General features: G+C 74.4%; 12 protein-coding genes. 2 read left to right on the forward strand and 10 right to left on the reverse strand.

Annotation, left to right across the window (positions count from 1 at the left end; translation table 11 throughout):
- Positions 1 to 80: 80 nt before the first annotated feature.
- Entirely contained in the window at positions 81 to 620 is a 540-nt protein-coding gene (locus tag D7147_RS17290) for a DUF4240 domain-containing protein (protein WP_120678973.1), read from the reverse strand.
- A gap of 125 nt (positions 621 to 745) precedes the next feature.
- On the opposite strand from D7147_RS17290, the gene D7147_RS17295 reads away from it, so the two are divergent.
- Together D7147_RS17295 and rpsT are read left to right on the forward strand one after the other, a co-directional pair.
- Complete coding sequence (locus tag D7147_RS17295; RefSeq protein WP_120678802.1) at positions 746 to 1,723, forward strand: phosphotransferase; 978 nt, start codon at positions 746 to 748, stop codon at positions 1,721 to 1,723.
- Between the two features lie 175 nt (positions 1,724 to 1,898).
- Complete coding sequence (gene rpsT / locus D7147_RS17300; RefSeq protein WP_120678804.1) at positions 1,899 to 2,165, forward strand: 30S ribosomal protein S20; 267 nt, start codon at positions 1,899 to 1,901, stop codon at positions 2,163 to 2,165.
- A 220-nt stretch (positions 2,166 to 2,385) separates the two neighbouring features.
- Here the strand turns inward: rpsT and D7147_RS17305 are convergent, their stop codons facing one another.
- From D7147_RS17305 to pepN, 9 genes are all read right to left on the reverse strand, one after another.
- Entirely contained in the window at positions 2,386 to 2,859 is a 474-nt protein-coding gene (locus D7147_RS17305; protein WP_120678806.1) for a hypothetical protein, read from the reverse strand.
- Entirely contained in the window at positions 2,856 to 3,836 is a 981-nt protein-coding gene (gene holA, locus D7147_RS17310; RefSeq protein WP_120678808.1) for a DNA polymerase III subunit delta, read from the reverse strand. Before holA ends, D7147_RS17305 begins: the two co-directional genes overlap by 4 nt.
- A gap of 210 nt (positions 3,837 to 4,046) precedes the next feature.
- On the reverse strand, positions 4,047 to 6,434 hold the full coding sequence (locus D7147_RS17315) for a ComEC/Rec2 family competence protein (RefSeq protein WP_120678811.1): 2,388 nt from the start codon (positions 6,432 to 6,434) through the stop codon (positions 4,047 to 4,049).
- Between the two features lie 2 nt (positions 6,435 to 6,436).
- Positions 6,437 to 7,357 carry a ComEA family DNA-binding protein gene (locus tag D7147_RS33390; protein ID WP_120678813.1) on the reverse strand — a complete coding sequence of 307 codons (921 nt, stop codon included), beginning with the start codon at positions 7,355 to 7,357 and terminating at the stop codon, positions 6,437 to 6,439.
- A 135-nt stretch (positions 7,358 to 7,492) separates the two neighbouring features.
- The gene (locus D7147_RS17325) at positions 7,493 to 8,353 is read right to left on the reverse strand and encodes a DegV family protein (protein WP_120678815.1); all 861 of its coding nucleotides are present in this window, start codon (positions 8,351 to 8,353) and stop codon (positions 7,493 to 7,495) included.
- A gap of 147 nt (positions 8,354 to 8,500) precedes the next feature.
- Positions 8,501 to 9,130 carry a histidine phosphatase family protein gene (locus D7147_RS17330; RefSeq protein WP_120678817.1) on the reverse strand — a complete coding sequence of 210 codons (630 nt, stop codon included), beginning with the start codon at positions 9,128 to 9,130 and terminating at the stop codon, positions 8,501 to 8,503.
- The gene (rsfS, locus tag D7147_RS17335; protein WP_120678819.1) at positions 9,127 to 9,534 is read right to left on the reverse strand and encodes a ribosome silencing factor; all 408 of its coding nucleotides are present in this window, start codon (positions 9,532 to 9,534) and stop codon (positions 9,127 to 9,129) included. The genes D7147_RS17330 and rsfS overlap by 4 nt, the downstream gene beginning before the upstream one ends.
- Before the next feature lie 110 nt (positions 9,535 to 9,644).
- Entirely contained in the window at positions 9,645 to 10,241 is a 597-nt protein-coding gene (gene nadD, locus D7147_RS17340; RefSeq protein WP_120678821.1) for a nicotinate-nucleotide adenylyltransferase, read from the reverse strand.
- Between the two features lie 189 nt (positions 10,242 to 10,430).
- Complete coding sequence (gene pepN / locus D7147_RS17345; RefSeq protein WP_120678823.1) at positions 10,431 to 12,947, reverse strand: aminopeptidase N; 2,517 nt, start codon at positions 12,945 to 12,947, stop codon at positions 10,431 to 10,433.
- Positions 12,948 to 13,000 lie beyond the last annotated feature (53 nt).

The following is a 13,000-nucleotide window of genomic DNA, read 5'->3' on the forward strand; positions in this document are numbered from 1 at the left end:
CGTTCTGGTCGGCTGACGTGAGCAGGCCGGCGCGGAGCCGGCCCCCTATATGCTCCCACGCCGTCTCCGGCGCGGTCGGATCACTCCTCCGGCGGCTCGACGAAGAGCGCGGCGAGCCGCGGCAGCTGGCGCCGCGCCGACTCCTCGTCGTCGAAGTCCCAGAAGTCGAGCTCCGGCGCGGGCCCGGGCGCGGGATCGGGATCGGCCGGCAGGTCGGCGGCGGTCGCCTTCCGGTACGCCTCCCAGGGCACCGCTAGCATGTCCTCCGACTCGAACTCCTCGCCGGTGAGCGCGGCGGACCGGATCTGCGGCAGCTCGGCCAGAGAGTCCGGGTCGGCGACCGCCCGGGCGAAGACCTCCCGTCCCTGAGTCATCAACCAGCCACGGAAGTACTCGAAGCCGTCGTCGGAGGCGCCCCCGTTGATCAGGTACGCGGCCCCCCAGAGGTCCACCGTGCGGGACGCGACGAGCACCCGCCGCTGGTGGCGCGCGTAGCCGACGATCTCCGCCGGGTCGTGCTCGGCCAGCAGCGCCGTCGCCCGCGCGGCCACCGCCGGGGCCTCTCCCCCGCCGCCGGCCCGGGCCCGATCGATCAACTGCCAGAACTCGTCGGTCCTCATGGCCTGGCAGTCTCTCAGACGACCGGGCGGAACGGCGTCGACCGGGCGCGACGCCTCGATCATCGCCGAGGGATCGTCGGCGTGCGCGGCCGGCCGCGCCAGCACGGATAGGACAGCATGGGGTCATGTCGGTCACCCCTCCGCCGTACGACGCGACCGCCGTACGGCCGGCCTGGACGGACCTGCCGCCCGGGCTGCGGTCGGCGATAACCGCGCGGCTGGGCGCTCCGGTCACCGCCGCCCGCGTGGCGGGAGCGGGTTTCACCCGGGGCTTCGCGGCCCTGCTGAGCACGGCCGACGGCTCGTCGGTCTTCGTCAAGGCGGCGGCCAGGACGGACCAGCCGCGACTGGTCGACTGGTATGCCCGGGAGGTCGCCGTCCTCGCCCGGCTCCCGGCCGGGCTGCCGGTGCCGCGACTGCGCTGGACCCTCAGCGCGGCCGACTGGTACGTGTTGGGCCTCGAGGCCGTCGACGGCCGTACGCCCGACCTGCCCTGGTCGCCGGCCGATCTCGCGGCCGCCCTCGCCGGGTACGCCGAGCTCGCCGCCGCGCTGGCCCACCCGCCGGCCGAGCTGACCGCCCTCGACCTGCCCCACCTGGCCGACCTGGCGCGCGAGGACATCCTCTGGTGGGGCGAGGTGGCCGCCGGGCGTGAACCGGCGCCGCCGCTGCCCGCGCTGGTGCAGGGGCGGCTGCCCGAGCTGGTCGCGCTGGAGTCACGCCTGCCCGGTTACGCCGCGGCCCGCACCGGGCTGATCCACGGCGACCTGCGCTTGGACAACGTGCTGATCGACAGCCACCGCGTCGCCTGGTTCTGCGACTGGACCTGGCTCTGCCACGGGCCGGCCTGGTTCGACCTGGTCACGCTGCTGCTCACCGCGTACGCCAGCGGGCTGGACGCCGACGGCCTCTTCGCCGAGCACCCGGCCGCCGCCGGCGCTCCCGCGGACGCACTGGACGTGACGCTGGCCGCGCTGGCCGGCTACTTTCTCACCACCGCCGAGGCGACCCCGCCCACCGCCTCTCCGCAGATCCACCGGCACCACCGGTTCAGCGGTGAGACGGCGCTGACCTGGCTCGCCGCCCGGCAGGGCTGGGCCTGACCCGGCCCGCGCCCCTCGCGAGGCGGGCCCGCCTCCCGGGTGGGACGACGGCGCGGTCGGGTGCCGTTTTGGCTCGTCCCGGCCGACCTGGTAACCTGGCTTTTCGCGCGGCGATGACGCATGCTCGTCGTGCGGAGAAGCTGACCAACCCGAGCTATCAAGACGAGGCTGTCGCGTGGCGAACATCAAGTCCCAGATCAAGCGCAACCGGCAGAACGAGAAGCGCCGGCTGCGTAACAAGTCGGTCAAGTCGTCGCTGAAGACCGCCATCCGCAAGTTCAACGAGGCCGCCGAGTCCGGCGACGTCGAGCAGGCCACCGCCCTCATGCGGGACGCCTCGCGCAAGCTCGACAAGGCGGTCAGCAAGGGCGTGATCCACTCCAACCAGGCCGCGAACCGGAAGTCCGCGATCGCCAAGCGCGTCGCGTCGTTCTCCGCCTGACCCTCGCGGCGTCAGACATTGCCGGAAGCCCCGGGCGTTGCCCGGGGCTTCCGGCTGTCCGCGTTCTGGGCCCCGCCCGCTCTCGGTCGACTCGAGTTGCGCCGAGGTCGGGCTGTTCCGGCTGACGGGTCACCCGGCCTCGGGGAGATCGGGTTGATCACGGGCTGAGGCCCGGACGTCGAGCGGGGCCCCGGGGACGGACGCTCCGGGGGCGGACGGTTCAGTGCCGATCGGGGCCGACGCTCGGACCGATCTCGCGACGGGCGGACCGAACCTCGGATCCGTCCGGTCGGGGTGTGGAACCGGACGGCTCGGCCGAGACGACGATGCCGGAAACGCTGTGGGTGATCCATTCCACCCGCGCCCGTCCGACCACCGGTTCCATCTGTCGGCGGAACCGGTCGCGCTCCTGCTCCGGCACGAGCGCCGCGGACCGGACCACGACCGCGGCCACCATGTCGTTCAGCTTGACCATGACGGCGACGGCGGCCGGCAGGATCAGCACGGCCCACCAGCTGACCAGCTCGGCGAGGGCGAGCAGCACCGCCAGCGCCACCACTCCCTCGAAGAAGAGGAAGCAGAGCACCCCGCCCGGATTGACGAACCGCAGCCCCAGCACTCGCGCGTAGAGCGGGCGGTACTGCTCCTCGTCGGCCGGCAGGGTGGCCCACGCCGTACGAGGAGATCCGGTCACCGGGCGCCGCCCTGCCGGGCGGCGGCCATCGAGAAGACGGCCCGTTCCAGGGCGTACGCCCGATCGTCGGAGCCACCCTTGACGGCCGCGTTGCACTCGGCCGCGGCCTGCATGGCCTGGGCGAGCCCCTCCGGCGTCCAGCCTCGGCTCTGCCGCTGCGCCCGCTCGATCTTCCACGGCGGCATGCCGAGGGTGCTCGCCAGCTGGTACGCGCTGCCCCGCCCGGCGGACGCGACCCGGGCCACGGTGCGCACACCGTCGGCGAGCGCATCGGCGATCGGCACCGGGTCGACCCCCACGTGCAGCGCCCAGCGCAGCGCCTCCAGCGCGGCCGGCACGTCGCCGACCATGGCGGCGTCGGCGACCGTGAAGCCGCTCACCTCGACCCGGCCCCGGTAGTACCGGGCCACCGTGTCCGCGCCGATCCGGCCGTCCGTGTCGGCGATCAGCTGCGAGCTCGCCGCGGCCAGCTCGCGCAGGTCGTTGCCGATCGCCGCGATCAGCGCCTCGGCGGCCTCCTCGGTGCACTTCCCGCCGCCCCGACGGATCTCCTCGCGGACGAAGGCGACCCGGTCGCGGTGCCCCTTGAGCTTCGCCGCCGGCACCACCGTGGCACCGGCCGCCTTCAGCCCCTCCGCGAATGCCTTTCCCTTGGCGGCCCCGAGGTGCAGTACTACCAGCTGCACCTCCGGGTCGGGATTCTTCGCGTACGCCAGCAGGGCGGCGACCAGGTCCTTGCGGGCGTCCTGACCGGAGCGGAGCACCAGCAGCCGCCGGCCGCCGAAGAGCGACGGGCTGAGCATCTCGGCCACTTCGCCCGGGGCGAGCGCGCCGGCCTGGTACTCGCGGACGTCGACGTCGGGGTCGACGCTGCGCGCTTTGACGACGGCTTCGGTCACCGCGCGCGTGGCGAGCAGCTCCTCATCACCGAGGACGAGCAGAATGGGGGCGAGGCTGGCGGGGGTCACGTCGCCCATATTCGCACGGCCCGCTGCGGGATCGTGCCTGCTCACCGGCCGCTCAGGCGGCGGAGCCTGCACTCAGCGCAAATCCAGACATTCGCCTTGTTTATGTATCAAACGACACAAATTCCCCAGCAATAGCGCTTTCATGTCCGAGCAGTTCGCGCCGGCCTCAGGGCCATCGCTACCGGTCCGGCAGTTCGTGCCGGCCCCAGTGGGCTGTCGCTACCGGCCACCGGCCGGCACACCCCGGGCCACCACCGCGAGACCACGGTCGCCGGAGACCGCGGCCGCGTCACCGTCGGTGTCGGTCCGCAGCACCCGCGCCCCACCACGGGCCAGGTGGGCCAGCAGCTCCGGATGCGGATGCCCGTACGTGTTGCCGGTACCCACCGGCACCAGCGCCACGGCCGGGCGAACCGAGTCGAGGAACGCCGGATCCTGATAGGCCGAACCGTGGTGTGCGACCTTCAACACCTCGGCGCGTAGCGCAGCCGGCGGCAGCCGGTCCAGCAGCGCGCGCTGCTCCTCGGTCTCGGCGTCACCGGGGAGCAGGATCCGCACCCCCGCCACCGTCGCGCGTACGACGAGCGAGTTGTTGTTCGGATCGGATCGAGTGCCGCGCAGCGGATGAGGCGGGCCGAGCACCACGAGCTCCGTCCCGCCCGCGCGATACGCCCAGCCGGCCGAGACCGTCGACAGTCGCGCCCGCCCGGCGACGGCCGCCGCCCGTACCAGTCCCTGCCCGCCCTCCGGCTCACCCCAGGCGGGAGTGACCACGGCCGCCACCCGACGTCCCCGGAACACTCCGGCGACCCCGCCCACGTGGTCGGCGTGGTAGTGGCTCACCACGAGAAGCGGCACCTCGCGCACCCCCAGCCGGCGTAGGCACCCGTCCACCGCCGCCGGCTCCGGCCCGGCGTCGACAACGACCGCCCGCCCCGCCGAGATCGGCAGCACCACGGCGTCGCCCTGCCCGACCGCGCACGCCACCACCACCCACCCTGCGGGTGGCCAGCCCCGGGCGACCAGGCGTACCGGCAGCGCACCCAGCACCGCCGCGACGCTGACCACCGCCACCAGTCGCCGCACCACGGGCCGCCGGACGGCGACCAGCAGCGCCACGGTCGACGCTGCCAGCAGCAGGGCACCCCACACGCCGTCCGGCCAGGGCAGCGTGCCCGCCGGCAGCCGGGCGCCGTGCCGGGCGACCAGCACCAGCCACCAGGCGGGCCAGCTCGCCAGCCAGGCGGCGAACTCGGCACCGGCCGACCAGAGCGGCGACAGAATGGCCGCCAGCACACCGAGGACGGTGGCCGGCGCGATGGCCGGCACCGCCAGCAGATTCGCGGGCACGGCGACCAGGCTGACCGTGCCGGAGATGCCGGCGACGACCGGCGCGCAGGCGAGCTGCGCGGCGGCGGGCACCGCGAGCGCCTCGGCCAGACCGGGCGGCACTCCGCGGCGGCGCAGTCCGTCGCGCCAGCGTGGCGCGAGCAGCAGCAGCCCACCGGTGGCCAGCACCGAGAGCGCGAAACCCGCGTCCCCGGCCAGAGCCGGGTCGACGAGCACCAGCACGGTCACCGCCGCGGCCAGGGCGGGCAGGGCGGCTCGGGGCCGGCCCGCAGCCAGCGCGGCCAGCCCGATCGCCCCCATCGTCGCGGCCCGGACCACACTCGGCGACGGGCGCACCAGGATCACGAAACCCACCAGGGCGACCCCGCAGAGGCCCGCGGCGAGCCACGGGCCCGCCCGGCACCAACGGGCGAGCAGCAGCACCGCACCGACCACGATCGCCACGTTGGAGCCGGAGACCGCGTTGAGATGGGTCATCCCGGTGGCCCGGAAGTCCTCCTCGACGGCCGGCAACAGCCGGCTCGTGTCGCCCACCACCAGCCCGGGCAGCAGGCCGCCCTGTTCGTCGGGGAGCGGCGCGCAGGCGCGTTGGAGCCCGGCGCGCAGCGACCCGGCAGCGCGCTGAGCCCAGGACGGTGGACCGTGCCGCAGCGGCGGCCCGTCGGCGCTGAGCACCGCTGCGGTGAGGTCGCCGCCGCGCGGCACGTCGAGTCGTCCCTGCGCGGTCAGCCGCTGCCCGGGCAGCAGCCCCTGCCAGGCCGGATTCGCGGCGAGCACCAGCACCTGGGCCGGCCCGGTGATCCGCGTACCGCCCGGCCGGCGGAGTTCGACCAGCTCCGTGGGGACCAACAGGGTGCCGGGGCGACCGGTCGTGCTGCGGATCGGCCGGGGATCCTCGCGGACCACCAGTTCGGCGCTGACGCTCGCCCCCTGCTCCGCCAGGGTGCGCAGGGCCGCGGCGTCGCGTACGGCAAGCCGGGCGGCGCCGACCGTGCCGCCGCAGACGACGCCGAGCCCCACCGCGACGGCGATCCAGCCGTGCCGCCGGGCGCGCCGGCCGGGCCGCCCGAGCAGACCGAGCAGGTGCAGCGAGCCGGCCACGCAGAACACGGCCGCCACCGCCGCGACCAGCAGCACGGTCGGCGCACCGACGTGCAGCCCGGCCAGCGCCGTGAGCCAGGTCGCCACCGCGAGCCCGGCCAGCCGCAGATCCGGCTCGCCGCCGCCGAGCCCGGTCCCGCTCTCCTCCGGTGGCATGCTCACACCGTCACCAGTTCCTTGAGCTGCTCGTAGCGGGCGTCGCCGATCCCGTCGACCTGCCGGAGGTCGCCGACCGACTTGAAGCCGCCGTGCTGCTCACGGTGGGCGAGGATGCGTTGGGCGAGCACCGGGCCGACCCCGGGCAACGCGTCGAGCTCCGCCAGGGTCGCCGTGTTGAGGTTGACCGGGCCGCCGGCGGCCGGGGCGGCCCCCGCCGCGGGCCCGGCCGCCTGCCCGGCGACGGCGGGCGGCGGCGTCACCCCGACCACGATCAGCTCACCGTCGGCCACCTTGCGGGCCGGGTTGAGCAGGGCGACGTCCACCCCTGGCAGTGCTCCGCCGGCCGCCTCGACCGCGTCCGCGAGGCGGGCACCGGCCGGTAGCCGCACCAGCCCTGGGCGGCGGACCTTGCCCGCGACCGCGACCACCAGTTCGGCGCTCGGGCTCGCCGCCGGCTCGGCGACCTCCTCGGCCGCCGGCACGGTGGCGTCGGCCACCGGCGGGACGGGCTCCGCCTGCGGTCGCGCCCGCCAGGCCCAGAACCCGGCGCCGAGCACCACCAGTACGGCAACGACGGCGAGCGCGCGCACCCCGCGCCGTCCCGGGTCGAACGCGGCTGGGCCGGGCAGCCGGCGGCCGGTCGCGGGCTCCGGTCCGCCCGGGACTGACGACTCGTCGGCAGGTACACCCTCCGTGGTGGTCGACTCCGGCTCCAGTCGGCCGTCGTCGACGGCCGATCGGAGCGGCCGATCGCCGAGCGGGTGCGTTCCGGGCACAGGGTCGACCACAGCGGTTGGCTCGCCGCGCCCCGGGGCCGGGGCGAGCAAGGGCAACTGGCCGGCGGGCAGCGACCCGGTCGGCGGTGGCGCGGTCAACCGCAGCAGGCGGCGGCGTACCACGGTCTCGTCGTCGTGTGACACGGCGCGACGCTACGGTGGCGCTCCGCCTCCGCGCGGTTCCCGAGCCGTCACCTGTGGACGGAGGGGCCACCTGTGGGAAACGCCCTGATCATGCGGGCGTCTGCTAGCCGGCCCGGCGCTCAGGACCGGAGCGGGTCACCCCGCTCCGGCCGGCCGGCGGTGCACGACGACACAGGCCAGGCCGGGGCCCGCGTGCGCCGCGACGACGGCGCCGGCCTCCGAGACGTACGTCTCGCGCACCTGGTCGCCGAGGCGCTCGGTCAGCGCGGCGAGCAGCGCCTCCGCCCGCTCCGGCGCGGCGAGGTGATGCACGCCCAGATCGACCTCGGCGTCCCCGGCCGACTCGACGGCCAGGTCGACCAGGCGCGCCACACCTCGGCTGGCCGTGCGCACCTTGTCCCGCAGCACGATGGTTCCGTCCGGCATGTGCATGATCGGCTTGACCGAGAGCGCGGTGCCGAAGAGCGCCTCGGCCGCGTTGATCCGCCCTCCGCGGCGGAGGAACTCCAGGGTGTCCACGTAGAAGTAGATGGTGGTCCGCTCCGCGGCGTCGACCGCCGCCCGGCGTACCCCGTCGAGGTCCACGCCCTGCGCGGCGGCGGTGGCGGCCGCGAGCACCGGAAAGCCCAGGCCCAGGCCGGTGGAGCGGCTGTCGACCACGACGACCCGGTCGCCCAGGTCGGCGGCGGCGAGCTGGGCCGCCTCGACCGTGCCGGAGAGCTCCGCCGACAGGTGCACCGACACCACACCGTCGGCGCCGGCGTCGAGCAGCCGGCGGTACGTCTGCGCGAACTGCTCGGGCGCGGGGCGGGAGGTGCTCGCCGAGAGCCGCCGAGCGCCGAGCGCCCGGATCGCGTCGACCGGGGAGATCTCCACCCCTTCCAGCCCTTCCGCGCCGTTGAGCACGACGGTCAGAGGGACGACGGTCAGCCGGTGCGTACGTACCAGCTCGGGCGGGAGGTAGGCGGTGGAGTCGGTGACGACCGCGACGGGCATGCCCGGCACGCTAGCCGATGGCGTTCGTCAGGACGAGGCCCCGCGTCCGGCCGATGTGCGCCGTCGGCCACGACGGGGCCGGGCCTCGACGCCGGGCCGGGCCTCCGGCCGACGGGCGGCGGGGCCGGTGCTGGCGCGCGGGGCGGCTCAGACGGCGTCGGCCACCACGGGTGCGGCCACCAGGCCGGCGTTGTGCGCGCGCAGGTGCCAGCCCCGCACGTCGTCGTGGCGCAGCTCCGTCCAGTGGCAGTTCTGCAGGGAACCCACGGTTCGCAGGATCGCGGCGTCCCAGCCGAGCAGGTGCCCCACGCCCTGGCGGGCGCCGCCGCCGTGGGTGGCGACCACGACGGTGCCGCCCGCAGCGGCGGCCGCGGCGGCCCTCAGCGCCGCTCCGACCCGCTCGCCGAGGTCACCCAGCGTCTCGATCTCGGCGCCCGGGTCCGGGTCACCGGCGCGCCAGCGGGCGTACTCGTCGGGGAAGCGCTCGGCGACCTCGGTGAGGGTGAGGCCCTGCCAGTGCCCGAAGTGGCGTTCCCGCAGCCGCGCGTCGGCGGTCACCGGCAGCCCGGTCACGGCGGCCAGCGCGGCAGCGGTGTCGGCGGCCCGGCTCAGGTCGCTCGCCACGATGACGTCCGGACGCAGTGCGGCGAGCAGCGGCGCCGACGCTCGGGCCTGCTCGCGGCCGAGGTCGTTGAGGGGTACGTCGGTCTGTCCCTGGACCCGATCGGCGGCGTTCCAGTCGGTGTTGCCGTGCCGCCAGACGATCAGCCGGGTCATTCGGTGGCGGAGCCGGTGCCGGACTCGGCGTCGACCAGGTCCCGGTCGACGAACGGGATGGTCGGGCAGTCCTTCCACAGCCGGTCGAGGGCGTAGAACTCGCGCTCCTCGGTGTGCTGGATGTGCACGACGATGTCGACGTAGTCGAGCAGCACCCAACGGCCGGCGCGCTCCCCCTCCCGCCGTACCGGCTTGGCCTTCTCGGGCAGCTCCAGCAGGCGTTCCTCGATGGCGTCGACGATGGCGAGCACCTGACGCTCGTTGGGGGCGGCGGCGATCAGGAACGCGTCGGTGATGGCGAGCTGGTCACCGACGTCGATGATGACGATGTCCTGTGCCTTCTTGTCGGCGGCGGCCTGGGCCGCGGCGGTCGCCAGCTCGTAAGCGCGTTCGGAAACTGTCACCGTTCTCCTTCGATCAACCGTGCGACCCCTCAAGCGTCTCACACGTCGCGTCGTCCGGACTTGTCAGTTCTGGTGGATAACCCACCCGATCAGGGGCTCAGAGGGGCATATCACCGCTGATAAAGGCCACGCTTGGCGATGTACTGCACCACACCGTCGGGCACCAGGTACCAGACCGGTTCACCCCGGGCGACGCGATCGCGGCAGTTGGTCGAGGAGATCGCCATGGCGGGCACCCGCACGAGGGTGACCGTGTCGGCGGGCAGGTGCTTGTCGGTGAGCTCGAAGCCCGGCCGGGTCACCCCGATGAAGTGCGCCAGCTCGAAGATCTCGTCCAGGTCCTTCCAGGAGAGGATCTTCTCCAGCGCGTCCGCTCCGGTGATGAAGTAGAGCTGGACCTTGGGGCCGTACTCGGCGTGCAGCTCCCGGAGCGTGTCGACCGTGTACGTCGGGCCGCCCCGGTCGATGTCGACGCGGCTCACCTGGAAGCGCGGGTTGGAGGCGGTGGCGATCACCGTCATCAGGTAGCGGTCCTCGGTCGGGCTGACCGGTGTGTCCGCCTTCTGCCACGGCTGACCGGTGGGCACGAAGACCACCTCGTCCAGCCCGAACCGGTCCGCCACCTCGCTCGCCGCGACCAGGTGTCCGTGGTGGATCGGGTCGAAGGTGCCACCCATGATCCCGATCCGCCGGATATCTTCCTCCACCCCGTGATCGTAGGCCGGACGCCGGCACGGAGACCCTCGATGGTGACGTGGCCCGCACCACGCCGTGGCCGGGTGGCGACCGGCGGGTTACGGCCGGTCGCACACCTCACAGCCCGGTCGTGGCGACGCCGGCCGGGTGCCCCCGCGCCGGCCGACGGCGGTCAGGCGGCGGCGGTCAGGCGGCGGCGGTCAGGCGGCGGCGGCCGCGATCGCCGTCCGGGCGACCAACGCCCGGCGCAGGTCGTCGTCGGCGTCGGTGACCACCCGGCGCAGGCCGGGCGTCAGGTCGTCGCGCGCCAGCAGCGCCGCGGCCGCCTCCCGGGTGGGCTGCGCCACCGCGTACCTGGGGAAGGCGCGGCCGGCCACCCGGTCGGCCGTCCAGGGCGTACGCAGCCGCGCGGCGGCCGGCATGTCGGCGAAGAACCGTTCGACGTACGGCGCGGTCAGCTCCGCCTGCTCGGGTTGCCAGAAGCCCTCCGCGGCCGCCTCGACCAGCCGGTTGGAGAGTTCCGTGTTGCGTACGACGATCTCCCAGGCGGCGCGCTTGGCGTCCGCGTCGGGCAGCGCGGCACGGCACGCGGCGGCCCGCTCGGCGCCCGCCGCGCTCTGGTCGGCCGCGGCCTCCGCGGCGATCTCCGATTCGCCGGCCGCGCCGAGCACCACCAGCCGGCGCAGCACCGCCCAGCGCAGCTCGGCGTCGACGGCGAGCCCCGCGGGCACCGCCCGGCCGGCGAGCCAGCCGATCAGCAGGTCGGCGTCGCTGCTGGCGTCGATCAGCCCGCGCGCGGCGGCGAGCTGGAGCGATCCGCCGGACGGCGCGCCGTGCAGCAGAGCCGCGCAGGCCTCCGCGATCAGGGCGAGCGACGCCTCGCGCGTCGTGTCGTCGAGGTAGCGGTCGACCAGCGAACGGCTCTGCGTCAGCAGGTCCTCCGCGATGATCACCTCGGTCTCGGCGGGGAGCGCTGCGGCGATCAGCGCGACCAGGCCGCTCACCGGCCGCTCCCCGTCGGTCGCCGCGTCCAGCGCCTCGCGCCAGAGCAGCGCCCGAGCCAGCGGGTCGGCCAGAGCAGGCAGCAGCAGCCGCACGGCGTCCGCCGAGGCGGGGTCGAGGCGGACCTTCGCGAACGTGAGATCGCCGTCGTTGGGCAGCAGCAGCCGGGCGGCCGGCACGCCGGTCAGCTCGGGCAGCACCGTCCGGCCCTGCGGCGCGTCGGCGGCGAGGTCCACGTCGATCCGGTCGACGGTGCCGTCGGCGGCGTACCGGCCCACGCCGATCCGGTGCGGACGCAGCACCGGGTGTGACTCGGGGGCGGTCTGCACCACGGCGACCTCCTGGTAGCGCCCGTCCGCGTCGACGGCCACCTCGGCGCGCAGCGTGTTCACCTGGGCCTGCCGCAGCCAGCGCTCGGCCCAGTCGCCGAGGTCACGACCGCTCGCCGCGGAGAGGCTGGCGAGCAGGTCGGCGAGGGTCGCGTTGCCGAACCGGTGCGCCGCGAAGTGCCGGTTCAACCCGGCCAGGAACGCGTCGTCGCCGAGCCAGGCGACCAGTTGACGCAGCACGCTCGCGCCCTTGGCGTACGAGATGCCGTCGAAGTTCAGCAGGCCCTGGGCGGCGTCGGCCACCTCGCGCGGGGCGACGGGGTGCGTGGAGGGGCGCTGGTCGGCCGCGTATCCCCACGCCTTGCGGCGCAGCGCGAACGTGGTCCACGCGTGGTCGAACCGGGTCGCCTCGGCGGTCACCCGGGTGCCCAGGTAGTCGGCGAAGGACTCGTTGAGCCAGAGGTCGTCCCACCAGCGCATGGTGACCAGGTCGCCGAACCACATGTGGGCCATCTCGTGCGCGATGGTGTTGGCCCGCCGCTCGCGCTCGGTGTCGGTCACCGCGGAGCGGAAGACGAGGTCGTCGCGGAAGGTGACCAGGCCGGGGTTCTCCATGGCGCCCGCGTTGAACTCCGGCACGAACGCCTGGTCGTACTTGCCGAACGGGTAGCGCTCGGCGAAGAGCTCGTGGAACCGGTCGAAGCTCTGCTTGGTGACGGTGAAGATCTCCTCGACGTCGGCGTCGAGGTGCTCGGCGAGCGAACGACGGCAGTAGACGGCGAGCGGGATCCCGTCGTGCTCGTCCCGCCGGACGTGGTACGGCCCGGCGATCAGCGTGAAGAGGTACGTGGCGAGCGGCCGGGTCGGGGCGAACTCCCAACGCCCGGGTCGAGGGGTCGCCACGACCCGCTCGTTCGCCGCGACCGTCCACTCCGCGGGGGCGGTGACGGTGAGGCTGAACGGCGCCTTCAGGTCGGGCTGGTCGAAGGCGGCGAAGATGCGCTGCACGTCGTCGAGGAACGACATGGCGTAGAGGTAGGTCTCGCCGTCGGCCGGGTCGACGAAGCGGTGGATGCCCTCGCCCGTGTTCGAATACGCCATCTCGGCCTCGACGGTCAACGTGTTGCGTTCACGCAGCCCCGGCAACGGCAACCGGTTGTCGGTCAGCCCGGCGGGGTCCAGCTCGTCGTCGTTGAGCCGTACCGCCAGCAGCTTCGCCGGCTTGACCTCGGCGAAGGTCTCGGTGCCCGCGGCCGCCCGGAACCGGATCGTCACGTGGGAACGGAACAGCTCCCCATCACCGGTCAGGTCGAGGTCCACTTCGTAGGACTCGACGGTAATCGCCGCGCCACGCGCGGTCGCCTCTACACGGGTAAGGCTGGGCATCCGCTTATCCTGCCCGATAGGGATCGGTATGCGCTCCCCGGCTTCGACGCGTG

It is taken from the genome of Micromonospora musae (assembly GCF_003626545.1).
GTDB lineage: Bacteria > Actinomycetota > Actinomycetes > Mycobacteriales > Micromonosporaceae > Micromonospora > Micromonospora musae.